Source organism: Pedobacter sp. AK017 (genome assembly GCF_014200825.1).
Classification (GTDB): domain Bacteria; phylum Bacteroidota; class Bacteroidia; order Sphingobacteriales; family Sphingobacteriaceae; genus Pedobacter; species Pedobacter heparinus.
The window spans coordinates 216,350-241,239 of record NZ_JACHCW010000004.1 but is presented as its reverse complement, the minus strand read 5'-3'; the positions used below and the strand labels follow the sequence as shown (position 1 = coordinate 241,239).

Below are 24,890 nucleotides of genomic sequence, written 5' to 3'. Positions count from 1 at the left end.
TCTTTTTAATTATAAAAAGTCGGGGTTCTGTGTCCATACGTTCCTCATGATATCCATTTGCCCCAATGGGATTGGGAAAAGATAAGATTTGAACTTACGTTTTGTTCCTTTGGCATCATAAGGAACAAGAGGGATCACCTGGGCGGCAATTTTCCAGCGGATCAGGTCGTTATAACGCAATCCCTCAAAAGCAAGTTCTACCCTTCTCTCGTTTCTGATGATCTCCCTGGTAAGGGCAGGTTTAGCCGGCATGTTTACCCCTTGCCTTCCCCGAACATCGTTTAAGGCTTTTAAGGCCCTGATATCGGCACCCTGACCACTTTCGAACATGGCTTCGGCATACATCAATAACAGATCGGCATAACGGATCTTGACCATGTGCTGATCACTCAGGGTTGCTCCGGATGCATTGTTTATGGCTGTATTTACCCATTTTTTGATAGCCATGGTGGTATAAGGGATCTGTCCTTCGGCTGTACTGCCGGTTTGTTTAAAACCCGCCGGGTTGTAAGCCCATGGATCATTGGCTTCAAAAATGGTCATCTTTCTGCGCGGATCGTTAGGCTCGTAAGCATTTCTCATCTCAACAGTTGGAAATATGGACATCCTGCCACCAATTACCTGGTCCAGAGAGTGGTAATCGTCTGGTGCCCTGAACTGTACAGAGAACATGATCTCTTTGTTGTTGAACTGATCGCCAAAAAAGATACCGGCATAATTTGCAGAAAGCTGGAAGGGGTTTGTTGGATCACCGATCAGGCTCCAGGCCGCATCAGCAGCTTCGCCAAAACGTTCGTTGTTTAATAAAACCCTAGTTTTTAAAGCAATGGCTGTTCCTTTAACTGCATGTCCATCTGTATAAGGCAGTTGAGGAAGGTTAGCAATGGCATAGTCCAGATCCTTGAGGATCTGGGTAACTACATCTGCCTTTGGCGATCTTGGTGTATTTAAATAATCACCGCCCAATTCAGCAGGCTGCAAAATTATAGGTAACGCACCATACAGCTGGGTCAGTTCATTGTAATAATAGGCCCTTAAAAACATAGCTTCTGCCTTCAGTTTTTTATTGGTAAGCGGGGCCATATTTGGCACACGGTCTACATTGGCCAGGAAATAATTGCAGGAAGCAATGCCCTGAAAGCCGAAAGTAAAGGTTTTGCTAACGATTCCGGTAGTGGCAGAATTGTGGTCGCCCCTCATTACAATATCAAAAGCTTCGTAATTAGAAGTATTTGAAGCATTATCGGAAAGGGCTTCCCAATACAGGAAATTTCCGCTTTGCCCTTTCCCATTTGAAAAGATGGGTTCTTTAAATTTAGCATAACAAGCCACTAGAGCTTTATTGGCTTCGCCTTCTGTACGCCAGTAGTTTTCGGCATTTGGATTAGAAAGCGGATCTTTATCAAGTGCCTTTTTACATGATGTAACAAAAACTGCCGACACCAGCAAAATTCCTATTTTTATAAATGTTTTCATTGTATACATGATTAAAGGGTAACCTTAAGTCCGAATGAATAAATTTTAGCTTGTGGATAGATTGCTGCCCTACCGCTTGCTGCTGCCCGCTCAGGGTCACTTCCATCAAAGAAATTGGTGAATGTAAGCAGGTTATCACCAGAAACATACAGTCTTAACCCTTGTATTTTGGCTTTATTAATCAGTTTGCTTGGGAAATTATAGCCCAATTGCAGGTTTTTTAACCTGAGGTAAGAAGCGTCCTGTAACCACCAGTCGGAAACCTGGGTATTGGGTGCATAATTTTCATTAAAAATATGTGGTATAGTGTTGGACGTTCCCTCACCATCCCAGGCATCTTTCCAGAATGTAGGTGGTGGACCTGCCTGCCTGAAAGGTGCAATACCCCATTCTTTTACGTAAATTTTGCGTCCCTGAACTCCCTGTAAAAAGAAGCTTAAATCAAAATTCTTATAATCTGCGTTTACAGTTAACCCGTAATTAAATTTAGGGAAGGCACCACCTACAACAACACGGTCGTCTGTAGTTATTTTACCATCGGGCACACCGTTTGGCCCGCTTACGTCCCTGTATTTCATGTCACCTGGTTTCGGCTTCACTATTGGAGTTGGCCCATTGTCAATTTCTGCCTGGTTCTGGTAAATGCCATCAAATACATACATGTAGTACGAATTGTAAGGTAAACCTTCCTGGGTTATTGTACCGTTACCACTATTGATCTCGCGTGCACCAAATTTTACCACCTCATTTTTGTAGGTCTCAAAATTTCCCTGCACCTTATAACGGAAATCGTTTACTTTACCCTCATAGCCCAGCAAGAACTCAACGCCGGTATTTTTCATTTCACCACTGTTTACGGTTGGACCGGTAAGTCCAATAAAATCAGGTACCTGAAGCTCCCTTAAAATATCCGTTGTCCGTTTTGTATACCAGTCTACCGAACCAAACAGGCTTGATTTAAACAAACTGAAATCAACACCTAAGTTGGTAACGCTTGTTGTTTCCCATTTCACATTGCGGTTAATCAGGTCGGTTTGAGTTACGCCCTGCTGCAAACTGCCACCAATAAAATACAGGTAGGGGTTTAAAACCGATTGGTAAGGATACGGCATAGACTCGCCTAAAAGCGTTCTGTTGACGTTCTGATTACCTACCTGGCCCCACGACACACGGGCTTTCAGACTGTTTAGCCAGCTTACATCTTTCAGGAATTCTTCCTGGTTAATTCTCCATCCTGCCGACGCGGATGGGAAAAAGCCCCATTTGTTGCCTGTAGGGAAACGTGACGAACCATCGTAACGGAAGTTCAGCTCCAGCAGATATTTCTCTTTATAATCGTAGTTTACGCGTCCAAACAGGGATTGCAATGCCCACTCATAGCTAAAACCATCTGCGGTTTGTCCGCCTGGTTCAAAAATACTTAGGTCCAGCAAGTCGTCTGATGGCGCATTTCTTTTAAAACCCTGTAAACGGTCGTAACGAAAAGTTTCCTGGCTAACGCCAAGCAATGCGCCAAAATTATGGTTTTCAGCGATTTTTTTGGTATAATTTAAGGTACCAAAAACAGTATACTGTACATCTTTATCATTGCGTACGGTTAAATTGTTCTCACCAACGGTACCATTCCACTGCGTATTGTAATTGTAGAGCCCGGTAATAGGATCTGGAAGGAACATATAACCTGGAATACCCACTACATGCACTTTGGTTTCCCTTTCGTTGTATTTAACAGCGCCTTTAATTTCGCCTTTTAATCCCGGAAGAATATCCACATTTAAATAAGCGGAAGCAAGTGCGTAGTGGTTATTGAGGTACCTGCCTCCGTTTTCGGCTGTCGCTACCGGGTTTTTATTTCCACCTTCAAAAATATAGGCTTTAGCAGCATACCTGCCACTGCCATCAGGCAATTTGGGTGTAAACGTTGGATGGGCTGCCAATGCACTCAGAATCTGGTCTTCAGTTGAATTACCGTCAAAATTATTGTTTAAGGCTGTTTCATTGCGTTTACCTTTGGAGAAGGAAATATTGGTGCCAAAAGTAACCCTTTTGTTCAGATCTGTTTTAAAGTTGAACTGGGCATCATAACGTTTATAGCCCGTGGCAATCAGGATACCATCCTGGTCCAGATAGCCGGCGCCAAAGTTATAGGTAGTACCTTCTTTACCTCCGTTAACACTCAGGTAATGCTGCTGCATGGGTGCGGTGCGAAAAATTGCATCCATCCAGTCGTAGCTAGGGTACTGTGCAGGATTCGTTAATGCCCCCTGACGGTATTCTTCTATTTGTGCCTGAGAATAAGCCTGGTTCGCGCTGGTTCCCGTATGAAGAATGGCCTTGTTTAACAGTTCCATAAATTCTACCGAATTGGTAATCCGATCGTATATAGAAGTGGCACGCTGGCTGCCAAAGTTATAACTGTAATCGATATTTAAACGGCCAGCCTTACCAGATTTAGTGGTAACCAGGATAACTCCATTTGCTGCCCTTGAACCATAAATTGCAGCAGATGCGGCATCTTTTAGTACCGAAACACTTTCTATCTGATTTGGGTTTACGTTATTTAAATTACCCTCAATTCCGTCGATTAAAATTAGCGGATCGTTAGAAGCTTTACTAAAGGTACCCATACCACGAATTTGTATACTGGCTGCCTCGGCCCCCGGCTGTCCGGAGTTTTGGGTTACCTGCACGCCCGGCATCCTGCCCTGCAGCAATGAAGTGGTATTGGGTGCCTGCCTGGTGGTAAGCTCGGTACCAGAAACATTGCTTACCGCGCCGGTAAGGTTCACTTTCTTTTGTGTACCATAACCAACCACTACCACTTCTGTAAGCGCTTTGTCTTCTTCCTTTAACACTACATTAATGGTACTTTGGCCATTAACAGCGATTTCCTGTTGTGCAAAACCAATGAAGCTGAATACCAGGGTACCCGTTCCCTCGGGTAAGGACAAGGCATAGTTACCATTGCTATCGCTCATGGTGCCCAGGTTTGACCCTTTCAGCTTAATGCTTACACCTGGCAGCGGGCCACCGTTCTGATCGGTAACTTTTCCTTTGATGTCTACCTTTTGAACAACAGCTGCAATACCGGTAGTTTTGGGCTGTCGCTTTTCTTTAATGATCACTGTTCTGTCCTTAACCATAAACGTGAAGGGCTGATCTTCAAAACAGCGGTTCAGGACTTCTTCGAGGGTCTCGTTGTTTACCGAAAGATCTACTCTTTTTGCTTTCTTGATATCTTCCAGATCGTAGAAGAAATCGTAACCGCTTTGTTTCCGGATCTCTTTAAACACCTGTTCCAGACTGGCATTTTTTTGTGAAAAAGTGATGCGCTGGGCTTTAGTAGCCTGTGCGAGCTGCAAAAAGACCGTGACCAATAAAATTATTGTAAATTTCATTATCAACAGAAATTTGTGTACAAAGCCTGGTGGCTTACATACTAATTGTGTGTAAAAGTTCATACATTTGGTAAGTTGGGTTAAACTAAAAATTAAAGTTTGCGGGTAATCCCAGCCATTTTTTTACCGGGAGTGTTCGCAGCACTTCCGGTTTTTATTAAGCCATTAAAAATTAAAGCTGTTTAAGGTGAGTGTGTAGTTTTTTTCTTCATGCTGTTTAAATTTGGTTAGATAATATGATTGCTTGTTTAATGATATTGCTATTTTAATACAGTTACCTTTCTTCCTTCAACGGAAAAATGAACCTTTCCGGTTGATTCCATAATTCCCAGTACCGATGAGATATTTTTTGAGCGGGAAAGGTAGCCTGCAAATTTCAGGTGATCGAAATCTCCCTGATAAACGACCTCTACGTCGTACCACCTGGCCACCTTTTTCATAATACTTTTCAGGTCTTCTCCTTTAAATACAAAATCGCCGTTTTTCCAGGCCATAACAGTTTCGGTATCCACAGTTTTTACCTGGATAGCCTGGTTGCCCAGCTGACTTTGTTCGCCCGGTTTCAGCAGTTTTGAAGGGCCGTTTTTAATATTTCCTACCAGAGACACCCGCACGGAACCTTCCAAAAGGGTGGTTTTGACCTCATTTTCATCGTCATAACTATTGATGTTAAAATGCGTGCCCAATACTTCTACTTCCTGGTTTGCAGTTTTAACAATAAAGGGAATACGCCTGGCCTTACTGTCGCTTATTTTGGCAACTTCAAAATATCCTTCACCCTGGAGTGTAACACTGCGGGTATTGCTGCTGAATTTTGTAGGATAGCGCAGGGATGAAGCGGCGTTTAGCCATACCCTGGTACCATCAGGCAAATTGATCTGGTACTGTCCCCCCTTTGGGGTCTCGATGGTATTGAATGCGACCCTACTGTTTTTTCCGGCAGCTTTGTCATCTACCGTATATACCAGTTGCCCATTGGCTGTTTTTTGAATGCTAAGTCCCTGCTGTCTGGCAATCTCTCCATTTTCAGCATCTGTTAAAGATATTTTAGTTCCATCTGCCAGGGTCAGAAAGGCCTTATTGCTACCAGGGGCCACATCGTTGTTTTTTAGCGTATGTTTTGTAAGGGTGGTTGTGCCCTCCTCTTTTAAGCTAAATAACCCGGCCGCACCGATGAGAAAGAGGATTGCTGCTGCAATGGCCCAGCGCCATACTGTATTTTTCTTTGGATCCGTTTTACCTTCAGCTAAGGATGCCCAAACTTCTTTTTTAGAAATTTCGATGTCCGCAGCGGCCGGGGCATTCCCTTTGGATACCAGTTCCAGATACCAGCTTTCTACAATTGCTTTTTCTTTTTCAGTACAATTGCCTGCTTTGTATTTTTCCAATAATTTACCCGGGTCTTTCTGCATACCTTATGCTGTATTTTTCCTTTATATCTTTAAGACAGGAAAGCCGGGCGGATAGGGTACTTATTTTTTAAAAAAAATTATTTACAGTTTATGATTTGCCTGTTGGGGCCTTCACCTCTATTGTGTCCATTGGTAAAGTTGGCACCTGATAATTCCCAGAATCAATAATTGTTTTTGGAAAAAGTTTTTTCAGGGTATTCCAATCCGTTCTTTGAAGCCCTGTTTTATAAAGATATATGGACTTGAGGTTTTTGAGCTTACTGAGCCTGGCTATGCCCTTTACACTTACTTTTGTGCCAACCAGACTTAAAGACCGGAGCTGGTCCATATGTATCAGATTTTCGAGTCCCTTGTCGGTTATCTGGGTGTGGTTCAAACTTAAACGCATTAAATTTTTGCAGTCTTTTATATTTTTCAGGCTTTCATCGGTTACTGATCTGTGCTCAAATTTTAACCAGATCAACTGCGCTTTTACAGACTTTAAAGCATCCATAACACTATCAGCTGTTGAATGGGCATTGATAAAGTTTGCCATCAGGTAATTGCTGTTCTGTGCCACAGGAACGATCATCACACCTGCATTGCTTAAGCCTGTAATGTCTTTTTCTTTGGCGGCATCAACTTCTTTTTCAGGAACATCTGTCAACTTGCCGGAAACAGCACCTGCCGAACCTTTTTCCAGTGCCGTTAAAACGATCTTGATGTCGTCTGGCTGTTTAAGCTCCTTTACTTTCTTATTAAACTGCGCGCCATTATTTATCCACCAGTGCAGTAAGGCAATTTCATGCTGACTAAGCTGTGGTTTTTCTTTTGGGGGCATATGCTTATCGTTACTGCCAGGCAATAGCAGGCGCCTGATCAGTTCGCTTTCATCGGCCTTTCCTTTAACAATGGTATTGCCTTCTTCGCCCCCTTTTAAAATATAGGCCTCCAGGTCTAATCGGAGTTTGCCTTTTTGCTTTTCGCTGCCATGGCAGCTGTAACACCTGTTTTTTAGCAATGGCTGGATGGCATTCTGGTAAACAAGTGCTTCCTGGATATCAGGAATCGGTGGGATGGCTGCCCCGGCACCAGTGCCCCCCTTTAAGGGGGCAGTTAAATAATCTGAGCCATGTGTTAATGAGCCACCCAAATGGCCGGTAACTGAGACCAGAACAAGAAGTATCAGGGCCATAACAACCGGGATGCTGCCATCAGCATTCACGTATTTATGGATGATCAGCAGTAAAACAGAGAGGGCTGCAACCCCTATGCCCATCCATTGGTGGTTACTGACCAGCCCGGCTTCGTAATCGCCGCTACCTGCCAGAAAATAACCTGTGATACAGGCAAACACAGCGCTGATCATTCCCAGAAATAACAAGACAGTTACCGCAGGCCGCAGCTCAGCAAACTTTGGAATGCGGATAATGACCAGAAAAAGACAGGCAACCAACAGGATACCGATGGGTAAATGGACCAGTACAGGATGAAAACGGCCAAAAAATTCTAACATGATAGCTTCAGGATTAAGATTGGTACCGTTTTTTCAGTAAATTCATCATGTAAACATTAATGGCCCACTGGTCTGCCACAGGCCGGCGTGTATAGGGCAAGGTGGGCATGTAATCTGCCGGGCCAAACTCAGTTAAGATTGTCATACGCTCCCCGTTTTGTTTTTTCCGTTCCACAACTTTATCCCACCAGGCCAGATGTGCTTTGACTGCATTTTCCCATTCAGGTGCCCGCGGATCATTTACCTGCGGCCCTTCGGGGTGTCCGATCCTGGAGTGGATGTGCGCTACCCTGCCCAGTAAAAAATCTATGGTTTCCTGCTGGTCGGCCAACAGGCTTTCATGTACATTGCACCAATGGGAGATGTCGAGCGTAAGACGGAGTTCAGGGCTTTTCTCTGCAAAATTTCTGGCAACAGTGGTGGCAAACAACATCCTGCCACGATGGGTTTCATGGTAAACAGGGATGCCGGTTGCTTTTGTTTTTGCGGTGGTGTAATCTATGAAAGGTTTGTTTTGTTCGTATGTAAAATAATCTTTTCCGGAATGGCAGTTTACATACAGCGGTTTTTGATAGGGATTTGCGCAAATGGCATCCAGGTTTTTCTTAAAGCGTTCCAAATGCTCGGCTGCAAGGGGATGGTTTCCTCCTGCGCATAAAAAGCCGATCTGCAGGCCATGTTTTTTTACTGCCTCAAATAGTTCTTTCTGACTTTCCGGCTGATCGCCGGGCCACCAGACTTCAATGCCATCATAGCCTTCTTTTTTTGCCGCAGCACAAAATGCTTCGCGGTTCCCTGCAAAGCCCCAGTCTGTTTGCATAAATAAAAGCTCAAATCCTTTCCTGGCCGTGACTTTTGGTGTGGTGCCCTTTGCAAATTCTTCCAATGGCCTTAACAGTGCTGCAGTAGTAAGGCCCGCAGTTTTTTTTATAAAATTTCTTCTTGTTGGAGACATAAATCAGATTTTTATGCAATGATTTCCTGGATAACTTTTCCGCCTACATCGGTTAGCCGGAAGGGTCGCCCCTGAAAAGGATAGGTAAATTGTTCGTGGTTAAAGCCCAGCTGGTTCAGGATGGTGGCCTGAATGTCAAAGGCATCCACTTTACCGCTTATGGCACTATAGCCAATTTCATCTGTTTCTCCATGGGTAAAACCTTTTTTGATACCCCCGCCAGCCATCCATATGGTAAATGCCTCGGTGTGGTGGTCCCTGCCTTTAAAAGGATTTTGCGCACCATTTCTGTTTTCCATCATTGGGGTACGCCCGAACTCTCCACCCCAAACCACCAGTGTTTCTTCCAGCAGCCCCCTTTGTTTCAGGTCTAACAACAGCGCTGTAATGGGCTTATCAATGCTCCTGCATTTGTTCTTTAACCCGATATTTAAGGAATTTTTGGGGCTGTCACCATGGGCATCCCATCCCCAGTCAAAAAGCTGTACATACCGGACACCCTTTTCCACCAGTTTCCTTGCCAGCAACACATTGTTGGCAAAACAGGCTTCACCTGGGCGGGTACCATACATTTCATGGATATAGGCCGGTTCCTCATTGATGTTCATCACTTCCGGTGCAGAGATCTGCATCCGGTAAGCCATTTCATACTGTGCTATACGTGACAAAATCTCCGGGTCGTTATATTCCTGATATTGTTGTTCGTTTGCTTCATTTATAGCCTGGATAGAGGCTTTGCGCAAATCCCTGCTCATTCCGTCGGGGTCTTTGATAAACAATACGGGATCGCCCTCACTGCGGCACTGCACCCCCTGGTATACTGAGGGCAGAAAACCGCTGCCCCAAACACTTTTGCCGGCATCCGGGAAACTGCCTCCGCTGGTCAATACCACATAGCCTGGCAAATTCTGATTCTCGGTACCCAATCCATAAGTTACCCAGCTGCCCATACTGGGCCTTCCCAGGCGGGGGCTTCCGGTATGTACCAGTAATTGTGCCGGCGCATGGTTAAACTGATCTGTTTTCACTGCTTTAAGAAAGCTCACTTCGTCTACCAGGGTAGAAAAATGCGGCAGGTTTTCACTGACCAATGCAGCACTTTGCCCGTACTTTGCAAAACTGGCCTGTGGGCCCAGCATTTTAGGTACCCCGGTAATAAAGGCAAACTTTTTTCCGGCCAGTAAAGAAGGCGGACAATCCTGCCCGTCCATTTTCATCAGCTCTGGCTTATAATCGAAAAGTTCAAGTTGCGAAGGGGCTCCTGCCATATGGAGGTAAATTACACTTTTGGCCTTTCCTGGAAAAGGTGGCGATTTGGGCAGTAAGGGATGGGCAGGGTCATAGGCAATCTTTGCCGGGTTGCCAGAAAATAAATTGCCACAGCTGCCCAGTAAGGAACCCATGGCCAGCGCCCCGAGGCCCATGGCACTTTCTTTTAAAAAATGCCTTCTGGTTAAACCACTCAGCTGTGCTTCCTGAGCCTCCTTAACCAAGCGATATGCATTTAATTCATCTCTGGTCATGTCTTTAATTTTTGGTTACTACCTCGTCTAAATTTAACATTGCATTGGCCACCAGTACCAGGGCCGCATCTTCGGGCCTTACCGGTTTCTGTTTATCTCCCATAAATGCGGATGCACTGGCAGCATCTTTTTTAAAGGCCAGCAAGGCCTTGTCATACAATGCTTCAAAAATCTTTAATCTGTTTTGCGGAATGGGCTTGTAAAGCATCATAGAATAGCCTTTTGCGATTTTAAGGGATGCATTTTTTTCGCCTGTGTGCTGCATCCGGACAACAAAATGCCTGGCCATATCTACATATGCAGAATCGTTTAAGGTTACCAATGCCTGTAAAGGTGTGTTGGTCCTTATCCGCCGCGGACTGCAGGCCACACGGGATGCCGCATCAAAGGCGATGGCTGATGGATATGGGGCCGTTCTTTTCCAGTAGGTATAAATGCCCCGGCGGTATTGGTCGCTGCCCTCACTTTTTTTCCATTTAGCACGGTTATACGGCGAAAACCAGATTCCTTCCGGCTGCCATGGCATCACCGGGGGGCCATACATTTTTGGGCTCAATACCCCGCTGATCGTTAAATACTGGTCCCTGATCTGCTCGGCACTCAACCTTACCCTTGGGGCCCTTGCATAATACTTGTTAAACAGGTCTTTTTCTTTTAATTCGTCTGATACTTTAGAATCCTGGCGGTAGGTGGCGGCCATCACCAGTTGTTTTAACATCTTTTTTATGCTCCAGTTGTACTTGTACATCAGTTGCCAGGCCATATAATCCAGCAGTTCCTGGTGGGTGGGCGCCATGCCCTGGGTGCCCATATCTTCTAAGGTTTCGACCAGGCCGGTACTATACAATTGTTCCCAAAGTCGGTTTACCATTGTTCTTGACACCAGAGGATTGCGCTTGTCTGTTAGCCACATGGCCAGTCCGGTACGGTTTGCAGGGGCATTTTCTGGCATGGCGTAAGCCAGAGCAGCAGGTACACCCACCTGCACGGTTTTTCCTTTTGCAGTCCAGGCCCCACGTTCAAATACATAGTTTTGCCTTTGCATGGCCGCAGGATTTTCGATCATTACAGGAGTGGTAGGGACACGGGCATTTAACAGGTCGTCAAAAGTCTTTTTATAAGCTGCATACCCAGGTTTCCCTTTCCCTGGAAATGGGGCGGAGAAATGGAACCAGTCAAAAAAGACGACCAGTTCTTCGGGATTGCCCAGTGTTGGGTTGGCATACCTGATATACACGTCGTGTATCCCCTTCTGCTTTTTAAAGCCTGCATAGGCATTTCGGTATGCAGCAGTTGTGTCTAATGACAATGAAGTGAGGAGCGGACCATCAGGTGCATCAATGTGCAGGCTTATCCTGCCACCGGGCTCAGGAGATTTATACCTGAAGATGAGCTGCGCGGCCCCGTCCAGGTCTACATGTTTTAGCCGTGCTATGGCATTGTTCCGGAAGTACAGGGCAATGTTGTTGTTACCGATCACAGCATGCTGCAGGTTATCGGCGGTGGTAGAGTTGATAGCGGGCTGCCCGGTTTTCAGGAACAGCCTGATCTTTTTTGCTTCCTGCGCTGAGGACACCGTTTTTACCCAGCTGGTCAGTTTATTGAGCTCCTTGGTAAGCGAATCATCAAACTGCTTCAGCAATGGATATTCGGCAATCACATCCTCATCACGGGTATTGTTAAAATACGACATGAACTTGTAATATTCATCGTGCTTAAAGGGATCGTAAGGATGGCTATGGCATTGCACACAGGAAAAAGTAGTACTCATCAACCCCTCCCAGGTGGCATTTACCCGGTCTAGTACGGCAGCTGTTCTAAATTCTTCATTATTGGTACCGCCTTCATCATTGGTTGGTGTGTTCCGGCTAAAGGCAGTGGCAATATACTGGGCATCTGTAGGGTCCGGCATCAGGTCGCCGGCAATCTGCTCGGTGATAAATTGATTGTAGGGCATATCTTTATTAAAGGCCCTGATTACCCAATCACGATAGGCCCAGATATTTCTGTTGGGATCCGATTCATAGCCTTTGGTATCTGCATATCTGGCAATATCCAGCCACATGGAAGCCCAGCGTTCGCCATAATGCGGGGAGGCCAGTAAGGAATCTACCAGTACCTCATATGCTTTGGTTTCATCTTTACTGTTTAAGTAATCCTGTGCCAGTTTTTCTGAGGGGTATATCCCAATCAGGTCCAGGCTTACACGTCTGAGCAATGTGGCCCGGTCTGCCTGGGGGGAAGGTTTAAGGTGTTTTTCTTCTAGTTTGGCATAGATAAATTTATCCAGATCGTTGCGCAGCCATTCATTGTTTACTTCCGGCACTTCCGCAGGCTTTACAGGCAGGTAAGCCCAATGGTCGCCCCATTTTGCGCCCTGCTTTACCCAGGCAGTTAAGATGTCTATCTCGGAGGCATCAAGTGCCGGATGTTTATAAGGCATCCTTTCCTCCGGATCATCAGACTTCAGGCGTTTGATGAACTCGCTTTGTTCGGGATGGCCGGGAATAATTGCAGGTTTTCCACTTTTGGTATTGCCCATAGCCTCAGCTCTGAACAGGACACTGAACCCAGCCTGCTGTTTTACCCCGCCATGACAGGAAATACACTTCTTATTGAGGATTGGTTTTACATCTGCATTAAAATCTATCTGTTTTTCAGCAGTAAACAAAGAAAAAAGGATAAGGGCTGCTGTTATGATAAAAACCGATGCAATAAATATTTTTTTCTGAGACGTCATATGGCGTGGTGTGTGTTTTTCTTAAAACAATCTAAGCAAAATAGCAGTCCTGACAATGTATAAAACTACTTAAAAGATGTACTATCTTACGATGGGCTACATTGAAATTCTCCATAAGCTTAAGTTCCTATTTCGGTAGCCATTGCCGGGTCGCTGATCCCCGGTTTTCCGGTTTCTATCCTTCCTGCCAGCCGGTAATGAAAGGCGTTTGAAGTGTTCAGGCTAAAGTCGTACCAGTTGGAACTTTTTACCAGTTCCCATTTCAACTTCTTCCTGGTACCCGCCTTGCATACCCTGTTTTGTGTGGGATAGCCATAGGCATTTGAAGCTACAGCAATTTCTATAGCTGATTTTCCGGGGTTGAATATATGGAGGATGAGGCTACCTTTACTGTGGTCATACTCCAGATCTGTTAAAGGTTCTTCCTGAGCCAGATTTCCGGAGAATTTATGGAAGTATCCGTTTGGACCAAATACCTCAAGGTCATAAATGTCTGATTTGACATTCCATTCATCCTGTAAAAATTTACCTGCCTCAACTGTATATCTTCTGGGGATCTGGGCAAGGTTCTTGAGGTCATAAACATGGAAAACCACACCTGCAGTGCCATTGTTCTTAAACAGGAGCTGCACTTTCTTATCGGCTTTCAAGGGCTTTAAGGTCGTATTCAGCCGGTATGGCAAAGCTCTTGAATACCGGCTTCCTTTTTCCTGGTACAGGCGGGAAGGTGATTCAGGTGGGGTAGCACGGGGTAATTTTTTTGAAGCCTCATCCAGCGCTGCATAATTGGATGTTTCCGGCATCTTTGGAAAAACCGGATCATTAGGCCTATCAAAGTCAAAAGCTGAAGTAAGGTCGCTGCTTACGGCCCGATGCCATGGGCTTATTGCAGGAATGGTTAGCCCAAACCGTTTTTCGATGAACTGACCTACAGAAGTATGGTCTGCAACTTCGGAGTTCACCCATCCCCCTTTGCTCCATGGCGATATGATATACAGCGGCACGCGTGGCCCCATGCCCCATGGGCGCAGGTTTCCGCTGATGGTATCTCTTTTATCCTGGAAGGAGCGGGTTTTAACTTCCGGAACCGGTGCTCCGGGTTTAGGCGGGTACGCCGGAATAGGAACACGCCCGGTTCCTGCTTCGTTATTAAAATACATGCCGGCCACATCAATGGTAGATTTTCCGGCCAGTGTATTGTCGAGGTTATAGGAAGGTACTGCCGGCGCTGGGATATGGTCGAAAAGTCCGTCATTTTCGTCAAAGGTCAGGAAGAAAACAGTTTTGCTCCAAACTTCAGGATTGGCAGTTAGTGCTTTAAGCACCTCATGGGTAAAATCAGAGCCCCGGTAAGGGCTGGATGGAGCGCCGGGATGTTCAGAGTTTTTCTGCGAGGGAAGCACCCAGCTCACTGCCGGAAGTGTATTGTTTTTAACCTGTGTTTTAAGATCGTCAAGCGACCAGTGTTTCATTCCATTCTCATAAACCGGTGATCCCGGTTTTGCATTCCGGAAACTCTCGAAGGCCAAACCACCGTGCATGGCACCCTCCCAGTTATCATTGGGGTCTTGATAAATCCTCCAGCTTATCCCAGCTTCCTGAAGAACATCAGGAATTGTAGGCCATTTAAATGCGTTCCCCCGGTAAACATAACCCGGATCGGGCAGACCGCCCTTAACCCAGCAGCGAAGGTTGGAAGGTTCGGAATCCTCTTCCGTACAATTGATTCCTGCAGCCCTTTTTTCAGGGTTAAAGTTTGATCCGGACCAGAACATGATGCGGTTCGGATCGGTACCGGTGGCCACAGAACAATGGTGTGCATCGGAAATGGTAAATGCCTCGGCCAGTGCATATTGAAAGGGGATTTCCTCCCTGGTATAATAGGCCATGGAAAAAGGAGTTTTGAACTTAGGCCAGAACCCATATTTACCCTGGTTCCAGGCAGCCTGCATATCGGGAAAATCGTGTGGTGTTCCACTGATCAGCGCCGCATTACTTGTTTTTTTACTGGCATGATAAGGTGGGATGACCTGCCTCCCATCAGATTGAAAAAAAACGCGCTGTCCGCTTTCCAGAGGAATGGGAAACCGGTCGCCAAAGCCCCTCACTCCACGCATGGTGCCAAAATAATGATCAAATGAACGGTTTTCCTGCATCAGGATAACAATGTGTTCAACATCTTTAATTGACCTTGTTTTGTTGTGGGCTTTTACGGCAAGAGCTTCTTCAAGCCAGCTGGCCCAAATGGCACTGGCCAATCCAGCCCCTGCGGAGAGTTTTATAAATTTTCTTCTGTTGATCTTGGACATTGCTGTAATATCTTTTAATTATTTATTAAAAACTTATCAATTGCCAAACGAGGACCAATAGCAATAATCCAATTAAAACATATGCTATCAAAAAAAAACGTTTGTTTTCTAAAAAGTTCATATTATGCTTAGTGGAAAACAGAATATATCTATACTAATTTAAAGGAATTATCTTATACTGGTAGCTATAGTTCTGGTAAGGCAACAAATATTGTTTTAGCGGCAATTCGCCCCAGCTGTTTACACTTCCAACACCCATTTGTTTAAAATCGATGTTCAGTTGTGTCTCTTTTCTTGGTTTAAGTTCTCCTGAATGGCGCTGGTGCTTTTCCTCACCATCATCAAGATCTTCAGTATAAAAATGTAAAGCGCTTGTAGTTAAGGGCACTGCTGCCTCAACCCTGATCCCTTTTCCTTGTTCATTTTTAAGTTCAAACCACCTGACATCGGTTTTTGTTCCGGTTTCCTGAGGCCTGGTGTAGGCATTAAATTGTGCCTTTACGGTTTGGTGATAAATACCAATCAATGCAGCCGTATAACGATCCTGATAGTTTTCAAACGGTCCTCTTCCATAATAATTTAAATTTTCAAAACCAGGGGGAAGAATCATTTTCATACCAAATTTAAACAGCATCGGGCCTGTTTTTTGTGTGGTATCGGCTGTTAAGTCCTGCTTTACCAGTATTTCTCCGGTGGCATTAATTTGATAGCTGATGTTCAGTTTAGCCATAACCTCGGCCAGGTTGTAGCTGGCTTTTACGGTAACTATGTTGTTGTTTTGGTTGACATCAAAAGCTGTTAACTGCATATTTTTCATGGCAATTTTCCAATCTTTAAGCGTTTTCTGCAAGTTGGCGCCCATGTCGTTATCGGTTGGTGCACGCCAGAAATCAGGTTCGAGGGCTGTTGCTGTTGCCAGGTAATTTACTCCATTTACGGTATACTGGCTCAGCAGGCCTGTTTTTTTATTAAACCTGAGTGCGGCATTCGCAGAAGAAACTGATAGGGCGTCTGCTTCTTTTGTGTAGTTTAGCTTTTCGGTTCCACGTACCTGCACTGCCTGCAGCTGGCCGCCGGAAACCGGCAATTGTTCCCAGGCCAGGATATGGGCAGCCGGAACAAGGTTTTTAGCCCGCTTTGTTAGATAAGTCAGGTTTAAAAAAACTTCCCCTGTTTGCATCTGCAGTGGCAGGGCAATGGTCTCTTTTTTTTGCGGTAGCACATGAAGTGATGCTACTTCGCCGTTTTGGACGATTTTCCCATCTGCCATTAATTCCCATTTTAAGGTTACATCAGCTAAATCAGTAAAAAAGCGTTCGTTATAAATTTCAACTTTGTTGTTCCCCATCCAGATACTGTGAATGTCCTGATAAACTTTTTTCATTTCCCAGGCCTCAGGATCGGGTTTTCTGTTGGATTGGAACACGCCATCGCTCATTGAATTGTTATCGCTTGGTGCTGTTGGCGGCCCGTAATCTCCTCCATAGGTATAAATCGTATCACCTTGTGCCGTGATTTTAAGCAGGCCCTGGTCTACAAAATCCCAAATGAAACCACCCTGAAAAGCATGAGGGTTGCCTCTGATCAGATCCCAATAATCTTTAAAATTACCCAACGAATTTCCCATAGAATGGGCATATTCGCACATAATGAAAGGTTTTGCAGGATGAGGTGTACTTTTTGCATAGGCCAGCATGTTGTTTGGCTCTGGGTACATGGGGTTAATGATGTCGGTATTCCAATCGGTAATGTACCTGGTATAATCTATAATGGCGCCTTCGTATTGCACCAGCCGGGTGGTATCCCGTTGTTTCAGCCACTGTCTGGTTTCATAAAAATTATAGCCTGCCCCTGCTTCATTGCCCAGGCTCCATATGACAATTGAAGGATGGTTCTTATCACGCTCAACTGCTCTTTTTAAGCGAAGCATATGGGCATCCCGCCAGGATGGAACATTACCCAGCCCTTTTGTAAGGTTGAATTCATGGTATACCAGCGGGCCCACGCCATGTGATTCTATATTGGCTTCTGCCACCATGTAAATGCCATATTCATCACAGAGTTCGTACCAATACGGGTCATTCGGGTAATGGCTTGTTCTTACTGCATTGATATTAAATTTTTTCATCAGCCTGATGTCCTGCAACATAATTTCTTTCGAGATCGTTTGCCCGGAAACCGGGTCTATTTCGTGCCGGTTTACCCCTTTGATCAGAATTGGCTTTCCATTTACCAGTAACAGCCCATTCTTCATTTCCACCTTTCTAAAGCCTACCTTCTGTGAAATAACTTCGGTAATTTTGCCTGACCGGTCCAATAATTTGAAGGTTGCCTGGTATAGATATGGATTTTCTGCATTCCATAATATGGGATGATTTACGCTCACATCAATTGTGCTGTTGCGCCTACCATCAAAGGCAATATTTTTTTTGGCCACTATTTTTTCGCCATCACGCAATTCGAAAAGTGCAGTAACCTTTGCAGGTGTACTGAGTAAAACTTTAACATGCAGCAATCCGTTCTGATAGGCTGCATCTAAATCCGGCATAATTTCAATGTCTGCTAAATGGATGGTGTTCCTGGCCAGCAGGTAACAATCGCGAACAATACCACTTACCCGCCACATGTCCTGATCTTCTAAGTAAGTACCGTCGCTCCAGCGCATTACTTTTAGCACAATCAAATTTTGGCCCTGTTTTACCAATTTGGTGATGTCAAATTCTGAAGGTAGTTTTCCATCTTCGCCATAGCCGGAATATTTTCCGTTTACCCAAATCTGGATGTTCGATTTTGCTGCGCCAATGTGCAAGATAACTTGCTTTCCGGCAAAGTCTTTACCGATTTCAATTTGCCTGCGGTAAACGCCCGTGGGATTAAAATCCATTGGTACCAGTGGAGGATTCGGTTTCATCCGGTCCCGAAATTCATTCGGATAGTTTACAAAAATTGGATATCCATAGCCATTTACTTCCCAGGTGGCCGGAATTTTAAACACATCCCAATCCTGGTCTTTAAAATTAAGGGCATAATAATTTTCCGGTAAGGCGGCAGGACAATCAACAAACTTAAATTTCCAGGCGCCATTTAAATTAATGTAATTTTTTGATTTTTTCCAGTCACCCAATTTGGCCACTGCTTCGTTTTCATAAACAAAGTAAGCGGCATGCATAGGCAGCCTGTTTTCTTCACTGTTTTTTTCATCAAGCCAGGGTGCTTTCTGGGCAACAGCAAGCTGGACAAAGCTAAATAGCCACAAGAATAAAAATGCAACAAAGGTTTTGAGGTTCTTCATTCTAAAATAATGTTAAGTGAATTTTTAATGGGCTAATATACTTTCAGAAATGGCTATCTCGCCGGCAGAATGACTCCTAAAAAACAAGGCTAATTTGGGGTTTTCAGCCCTAAACAGGTAATTAACTTGTATTTGATGTTGGCCTTTCTGAAGAAACAGAGGTAAAGGCTTGTCGGATTTAGGATTTTCTGAATCAAAGGCAAGTTTTCCGCCTATATAGATCTGAACGGACTTATTTGCCGAAGAAAAATGATACACATCATCCTTAGGCATTGATATGAAACCTTCAAAAGCAATCAGGCCTTTGGATTTACCGGCATATTTCTCGGGCAACGTTATTGTTTTAGTTATACCAGCATCAACATCCTTTACCACAAGGGGCTGTGTTAAAGAGGTAAGGCTGTCTTTATAAACTTTGTATTTCAAACCTTTCCTTAAGTTTGCAGACGACAATGACGGTAATAGTTTCGGATTGTACATCACTGTCCGGGTAACTACACTTCTCCTGCCCGAAGGGGTAATTACGATTGTTTTTAATACCCTGCTTGCACTTTCTGGCATTACAAAATCCATGGGCTGTTTATACTCATGGTCAAAATCACCCGGCACCTTATTGTTCAATGTATAATAGATCTTGCTTCCCGGAACAGGCGGAATAAGGTTAAAATTAAATGAGGTACCGACAAGCACCGTATCCGTATAGCTGAAGGCATTGGGCACCCGGTAATTTGCCCCTGATTGCTCAAAACGCTCCAAATGTACCGGCAAAACGTTTTTAGAAAAATGCTCATAGTTTTTGCGCTGAACTTCAGACCAGCCGGTTTCGGCCAGCCCAAGCATTCTGGGCAATATCATATATTGAAGCTTTGATACTGTGCCGATGTGTTCTGTCCAGATGCAGCCTTCCACGCCGAGGATATACTGCGCTTCTGTTTTGCTTAGACCAGGGGGTACCGGATCGTAATTGTACGACTTCCACAACGGTGAGTAGCCCCCATGGTTGATGGGCTCCATATCAGAAGCACTCTGGGCATAATCGAAATACAAACCCTGATTGCCCGGGGCCATTACCAGTGGGATCTGCTGCCTGGCCTGCTCCCCTGCACTTTTTGCCCCAAACCTGTTCATCACAGCCACCCCTTTGGTAGCCCCCCCTTCCAGGATTTCATCCCAGCCAATCAGCTGTTTATTTTTGGCACGTACAATATCGTTCACCCTGCCAATGAAATAGCTTTGCAGGGCATGCATATCTTTGATGTTCATTCTTTTCATAAATGCCTGTACCCCGGCATCTTTCTCCCAGAAACCCTTGTAACATTCGTCTCCTCCGATATGGAGATATTTATAGGGAAACAGCTGCGCCACTTCGCCAATTACCTGGTCCAGAAACTGGTATACCTTCTCGTCTGTAGGGTTTAGTGCATTGTCTACATACATTTCAAATCCACCACCAGGAAACCATCTGGCAAAACTGCTGCCCGGGTTTACTTTTGTTTCTGGATTTTTGGTGACCGACAATTCCGGATAAGCCGCAATAGCAGCCATACAATGCCCAGGAACATCGATTTCAGGTATCACTTCTATTTGCCGTTCAGAAGCGTAGCGTACGACCTCTTTAATTTCCTCCTGGGTGTAATAACCCCCATCAGTAGCTTTTTCGCCAGGTTTTGGCGGGTCGATCATTTGATTGAAATCGCCCAGACGGGGTACCCGCCAGGCCCCTACTTCGGTAAGTTTGGGATAGCTCCTGATCTCAATCCGCCAACCCTGATCATCTGTGAGGTGCCAGTGAAACCGGTTTAATTTATATTGCGCCATCAGATCGAGCAGGTCTTTTACCTGCCGCACTGTAAAAAAATGGCGGGACACATCCAACATCAGGCCCCGGTAACCAAAACGTGGCCGGTCTTTAATTTTTATACAGGGTAATAAAGCTGTTCCCGAACGTTGATTCGGGAACAGCTGGATCAGGCTTTGGATACCGTAAAACAATCCTGCCCCTTTCCCTTTCAGCGTGATCTTTGCGGGCGAAACCATCAACTCGTATTCCTCTGCTTCAAATTCCTCAGTTCCTTCCCCTGTAATCTCGAGCAGTGAAGAACCTACAGCTCTGCCACTGCTTTGCACGGGGTTACGGTAGCTCCATTGTTCCAACAAGTAATTCTGCAGAAATCGCACAGCAGGGTCTTCAGAATGTGCTGTCCGGATCACCGTTAAAGCGCTGAAAGTAAAGTTTCCTTTCCCAGGCAGCATGTTTAAAGGTGTTGGTACAATGGCAACTGAAGACTGGGAATACACACAATGTGCAATTCCTGTCAGAACAAGAAATAAAAGGGTACAGGCTTTGGTAGTAAAATACATCTTTAATTGTTAATTAGTTATACGGACGTGTAAATACTCGTGCCCGATAAATCTGTGCATGACTGGCTATACGGGTAAACTCCAATACACCGGTAACCGGATTATAAAATTCAACTTTCTTAGTACAATAGGTGCCACAGCCAATGGGATCGGCCTTAGTTTCCACAAGATACCCTCCGTCCCCATCCTGGTTACCGGCTGCCTTCAACTGTGCTCTATTGGACGCCCCTGTCGCGGGTAAAAACTGTTTTGTCGTTTTGTTATAGATATACAGACCACTATGATCGGCATACCACAGTTTATTTGTGTCACCATAATAAGGAGAAATGTCATGGGGGTACTGTCCGGGTGCTTCAGTTCTCCGGCTGGTTTGTTCGATTAGCTGCGGATTGGTGCGGGTGCCGGTAGTAAAGGCCATAATATAATATTTACCATCGTTATCATCCCGCCCCGCAGTCCATAATAGATTATTATCCGGATCCCAGCTTACCGCACGGGCGGAAGGAAGACTGACACTGACAAAATCATTGCCTACATTGACATCTGAAGTATCGTAGATGCGCACCCAGGCACCATATCCTGTGGCAGTATTGCCGGGAGAAGCCACTGCCAGATTTCCATTGGGCAAAAGTTCACAACCATGCACACTGGGGTCTTGAGCAGCAGACCAATAGGTGCCCCACAATTTCTGCCCACGGGCATAGGTTCCGTCATAGGCCACAATACCCAGCCAGCGATGTCCTACAATGCCTACTGCCGAAGTGGCTTTACCGGGAAAACCATCCACGTAACGCACTTTATGATCGTAAGGTCCATCAAAGTTAGCGATCCCCGTACTGGAAAAGCCCTGTGCAGTAGTCGGTGTCCACACCCAGTAAGCTGTACTGGGTGTCCAGTTTGTGTTCCACCAGTGATACACCTCAAGGGTTTTGTTTTCGGCATTGCCTATGGCGATGAACGGATTAATTGTACTCTCCAGCGCCGCTATACTTTCTTTCGAGGCAATTGATTCTTTCGCATCGCCTGGTGAATTGAGCGGTTCGGTCTTGCAGGATAAAATACAAAGAACAACCATCAGAAAACAGCTTATATACTTTTTCATAGCACTCACCTTTATTGATATGCACGTGTAAATACTTTGCCTTTATAGAATACTGCATTTGTAAGGGTTCTTGAACCTGCTGCGACACCAGTTGTGGGATTAAAAAAGTCGACCGTGGTAGAGTAAGTATTTTCGCCCTTGGTTTCGACGATTACCCCGCCCTCGGTTTGATTGCTTATTCCCTTCACGTAGATACGATTGCTGGCTCCGGGAGCGGGAGCAAATTGTTTTGTCACCTTGTTAAAAATATACACGCCTTGGTTATCAGATGCCCAGAGTTTATCCACATCACCGTAATATGGGGAAAGATCATGTGCCCAGGACCCTGGCAATTTGCTCCTGTAGGTAGAGTCTTCTGTCAGAGTTGGTGCCGTCCGGGTACCACCTACGATCAATGCAGTTACCACATGCTCTGAACCAATTTTTCCATTAACCCAGAGACGGTTGTAAGCAGTGTCCCAAAGTACGGAGTGTGCAAACACAATATCAAACTGGGCATAATTAGACCCAGAACTTACACTGGTATTGTACACCCTTACCCAATTTTCATCTGCTGCTGCCAAGGCCATATTCCCGTTGGGCAATACTTCTCCAGAATGTATACCTGGGCTGGTTCCGGTCCAGTATTTACCCCATAACTTTGTGCCACGTACAGTGGATCCTTCCCATGTTACCAGGCCGGCCCAGCTGTTATCTGTAACTGCCACTACCGAAGTAGCGCCAGAAAAGGCTGCGTTATAACGTACTTTGGCGTCCGTTGGCCCATTAAAATAGGTAGAGCCGGTAGCCGAAAAACCCAAAGCCGTAGTTGGAGCGAACGACCACTCCTTTGCCCCCGCTACATTCCAGTCTGGCCAGGAATACTTATACACTTCGAGTTTTCCGGTGTTAAGGTTACCAACTGAGATGTAAGGAGATACCGTTTCAATTCCGGATGCAGTAGAAGTTTGCCTTTTGGGAGCTTCGCGTTGCGTTTCCTCTGTTGATTCGTAGCGGCTGCAGGAAGTACCCAGGCCCATCAGCAAGATCAACGACCAGCCGATAATAATTTTTTGATTCTTTTTCATGTTTTTTGGTTTTAATAGGTTATACTTTTCTTCTTCGGCCTGTCCTTATGGGATATCCGAAAAGTTCTTTAGGCTATTGTTGAAAAAACTATATAAAATTCTTTACTGCCAGCGTGGGTTCTGTGTAAGGCTCAGGTTCAAACCAAGGTCGCGCGTTGGCAGGGGCCATAGATAATCCCGCTCCGGATTAAATTTACGTTTGGCTGCTTCCTGTACAATAATGTATCCCTGGGCATCCAGCTTGGGTGTTGCCTTCTCAAACTCGTTCGCAAAAAAACGGGCGCCGAGGATCAATTTAGGAAGTTCGATCTCTGCGGTTTTCCAACGGATCAGGTCCCAATACCGGTGCTGGCCTTCCACTGCAAGCTCAATTCTCCGTTCGCGCCGGATCTCGTTCCGCATGTCGAGACCATTAGCAGTTACAAAGGCATTGGTGAGTGCAGGCATTTTTGCACGGCTGCGGATCAGGTTGATACTCTTGTTCAGATCATCGTCTGAAATACTTCCGTTCAATTCAAACTTAGCTTCTGCATAGATCAGCAATATTTCTGCGTAGCGGATGGTCATATTGTCTACGAATGACCGTTTGGCAATAAAATCGACAGTGTTGAAATATTTACGGACCTTATAGCCGGTAGGCGCAAAAGTAAGCGTAGGAAGGTAAAAGCTGGTCACATAATAATGTGTTTTATTGAATACCGTCATGCCCATGCGCGGATCGCGGTTCTCGAACTGGGTAAGTGTAGTGGTCTCGGTTTTCTGCAGGGGCGATTTACCCTGTGGTAACCCGTCTGTATATAGATAAGCATCCATAAGGGCTTTGGTAGGCGTAGTGTTACTGCCTGCGCCCAATTCGGCCGGAAAATTGTGAAAAGCAATGGGATTGGCAAGATTTTCTCCGTACAGGCGCACCAGTATGGCTTCTTTGTTTACCGGCGCCTCGTTTGCGGGCTGGAACAGGTAATAAAAACTACTGTCGGGCTTGGCTGCATAGCGAAAGATGCTGTACAGACCAGACTTCATTACAGTTTCAGAAGCAGTAACTGCGATCCCAAGATCCTTTGCCGGATCACCTTTTCCATGAAACTTTTTTAACGTACCCTCATGCAAGGCAACCCGGGCTTTTAGCGACAGGGCAGCCCCCGAGGTGATGCGACCGTATTCGGCCGCCGGCAAAGCAGAAGAAGCGGGCAGATTAGTCGCGGCAAAGTCCAGATCAGTATAAATAACATCTACAACAGCCTGACGTGGGGTTCGATGTGCCTGGTTTAGCGTGTCCGATACATCAAAGGTTCTAAGAATGAGCGGTACATCCCCAAAGCGCTTAACCAGGTTAGCATAAGCAAAAGCCCTGAAAAAACTTGCCTCTGCCCGGTAACGGTCTATAAGTTTCTGGTCGCCCTTTACCCGCACAGATTTTTCCAGCAGGTTATTGCAGTTATAGATCAGCTTATAATTATCCGACCAGTCGGTCGAAGTAGCAGGCACTGTACGTGAACCATCACTGATGGCATTCGCTCCGCCATTGGCAAAGCCGTCGTCAGACCAGTTGGCATTGATGTTATCCTGAATGACCGGAAGATAGGAATAAAAATAATTCGCTGCCAGCTTAAGGTCTTCGGTATTGTTCCAGAAATCGGCATCCGACAATTGGGATTCCGGCGTTTTATCCAGTTCCTTTTCGCAGGAGGCCAGGCTAAGTATTCCTGCCAAAGCCAGAAAGCAGGAAAGTATATTCTTATGTAATGATTTCATTTTTT

General features: G+C 45.3%; 13 protein-coding genes. All 13 read right to left on the bottom strand.

Annotated features, from left to right (window positions below):
• Positions 1-9 precede the first annotated feature (9 nt).
• A complete protein-coding gene (locus HDC92_RS07540; protein WP_183873471.1) occupies positions 10-1,476 on the bottom strand; it encodes a RagB/SusD family nutrient uptake outer membrane protein in 1,467 nt (488 codons plus the stop codon).
• A gap of 11 nt (positions 1,477-1,487) precedes the next feature.
• The gene (locus HDC92_RS07535; RefSeq protein WP_183873469.1) at positions 1,488-4,874 is read right to left on the bottom strand and encodes a TonB-dependent receptor; all 3,387 of its coding nucleotides are present in this window, start codon (positions 4,872-4,874) and stop codon (positions 1,488-1,490) included.
• 260 nt (positions 4,875-5,134) lie between these two features.
• Positions 5,135-6,286 (bottom strand): FecR family protein, encoded by a 1,152-nt coding sequence (locus HDC92_RS07530; protein ID WP_183873466.1) that lies wholly within the window; start codon positions 6,284-6,286, stop codon positions 5,135-5,137.
• Positions 6,287-6,374: 88 nt separating this feature from the next.
• A complete protein-coding gene (locus HDC92_RS07525; RefSeq protein WP_183873464.1) occupies positions 6,375-7,781 on the bottom strand; it encodes a c-type cytochrome domain-containing protein in 1,407 nt (468 codons plus the stop codon).
• 13 nt (positions 7,782-7,794) lie between these two features.
• The gene (locus HDC92_RS07520) at positions 7,795-8,736 is read right to left on the bottom strand and encodes a sugar phosphate isomerase/epimerase family protein (protein ID WP_183873462.1); all 942 of its coding nucleotides are present in this window, start codon (positions 8,734-8,736) and stop codon (positions 7,795-7,797) included.
• Positions 8,737-8,747: 11 nt separating this feature from the next.
• Complete coding sequence (locus HDC92_RS07515; RefSeq protein WP_183873460.1) at positions 8,748-10,259, bottom strand: DUF1501 domain-containing protein; 1,512 nt, start codon at positions 10,257-10,259, stop codon at positions 8,748-8,750.
• Between the two features lie 4 nt (positions 10,260-10,263).
• Positions 10,264-12,999: a DUF1553 domain-containing protein gene (locus tag HDC92_RS07510; protein ID WP_183873458.1), complete on the bottom strand. Its 2,736-nt coding sequence runs from the start codon at positions 12,997-12,999 to the stop codon at positions 10,264-10,266.
• A gap of 119 nt (positions 13,000-13,118) precedes the next feature.
• A complete protein-coding gene (locus HDC92_RS07505; RefSeq protein WP_183873457.1) occupies positions 13,119-15,308 on the bottom strand; it encodes a phosphocholine-specific phospholipase C in 2,190 nt (729 codons plus the stop codon).
• 154 nt (positions 15,309-15,462) lie between these two features.
• A complete protein-coding gene (locus tag HDC92_RS07500; RefSeq protein WP_183873455.1) occupies positions 15,463-18,600 on the bottom strand; it encodes a glycoside hydrolase family 2 TIM barrel-domain containing protein in 3,138 nt (1,045 codons plus the stop codon).
• Positions 18,601-18,624: 24 nt separating this feature from the next.
• A complete protein-coding gene (locus tag HDC92_RS07495) occupies positions 18,625-20,961 on the bottom strand; it encodes a family 20 glycosylhydrolase (protein ID WP_183873453.1) in 2,337 nt (778 codons plus the stop codon).
• Between the two features lie 13 nt (positions 20,962-20,974).
• A complete protein-coding gene (locus tag HDC92_RS07490) occupies positions 20,975-22,063 on the bottom strand; it encodes a DUF6528 family protein (protein WP_183873451.1) in 1,089 nt (362 codons plus the stop codon).
• Positions 22,064-22,074: 11 nt separating this feature from the next.
• Positions 22,075-23,130, bottom strand: a complete 1,056-nt coding sequence (locus tag HDC92_RS07485; RefSeq protein WP_183873449.1) for a DUF6528 family protein — start codon at positions 23,128-23,130, stop codon at positions 22,075-22,077.
• A 102-nt stretch (positions 23,131-23,232) separates the two neighbouring features.
• Positions 23,233-24,885: a RagB/SusD family nutrient uptake outer membrane protein gene (locus HDC92_RS07480; protein WP_183873447.1), complete on the bottom strand. Its 1,653-nt coding sequence runs from the start codon at positions 24,883-24,885 to the stop codon at positions 23,233-23,235.
• Between the last annotated feature and the right edge of the window lie 5 nt (positions 24,886-24,890).

Excerpts from the sequence above, each read along its gene's own strand:
- HDC92_RS07485 (WP_183873449.1), bottom strand. The coding sequence starts at position 23,130 with ATGAAAAAGAATCAAAAAATTATTATCGGCTGGTCGTTGATCTTGCTG.
- HDC92_RS07495 (WP_183873453.1), bottom strand. The coding sequence starts at position 20,961 with ATGTATTTTACTACCAAAGCCTGTACCCTTTTATTTCTTGTTCTGACA.
- HDC92_RS07530 (WP_183873466.1), bottom strand. The coding sequence starts at position 6,286 with ATGCAGAAAGACCCGGGTAAATTATTGGAAAAATACAAAGCAGGCAAT.
- HDC92_RS07505 (WP_183873457.1), bottom strand. The coding sequence starts at position 15,308 with ATGTCCAAGATCAACAGAAGAAAATTTATAAAACTCTCCGCAGGGGCT.
- HDC92_RS07535 (WP_183873469.1), bottom strand. The coding sequence starts at position 4,874 with ATGAAATTTACAATAATTTTATTGGTCACGGTCTTTTTGCAGCTCGCA.
- HDC92_RS07520 (WP_183873462.1), bottom strand. The coding sequence starts at position 8,736 with ATGTCTCCAACAAGAAGAAATTTTATAAAAAAAACTGCGGGCCTTACT.
- HDC92_RS07490 (WP_183873451.1), bottom strand. The coding sequence starts at position 22,063 with ATGAAAAAGTATATAAGCTGTTTTCTGATGGTTGTTCTTTGTATTTTA.
- HDC92_RS07515 (WP_183873460.1), bottom strand. The coding sequence starts at position 10,259 with ATGACCAGAGATGAATTAAATGCATATCGCTTGGTTAAGGAGGCTCAG.
- HDC92_RS07525 (WP_183873464.1), bottom strand. The coding sequence starts at position 7,781 with ATGTTAGAATTTTTTGGCCGTTTTCATCCTGTACTGGTCCATTTACCC.
- HDC92_RS07540 (WP_183873471.1), bottom strand. The coding sequence starts at position 1,476 with ATGAAAACATTTATAAAAATAGGAATTTTGCTGGTGTCGGCAGTTTTT.
- HDC92_RS07480 (WP_183873447.1), bottom strand. The coding sequence starts at position 24,885 with ATGAAATCATTACATAAGAATATACTTTCCTGCTTTCTGGCTTTGGCA.
- HDC92_RS07510 (WP_183873458.1), bottom strand. The coding sequence starts at position 12,999 with ATGACGTCTCAGAAAAAAATATTTATTGCATCGGTTTTTATCATAACA.
- HDC92_RS07500 (WP_183873455.1), bottom strand. The coding sequence starts at position 18,600 with ATGAAGAACCTCAAAACCTTTGTTGCATTTTTATTCTTGTGGCTATTT.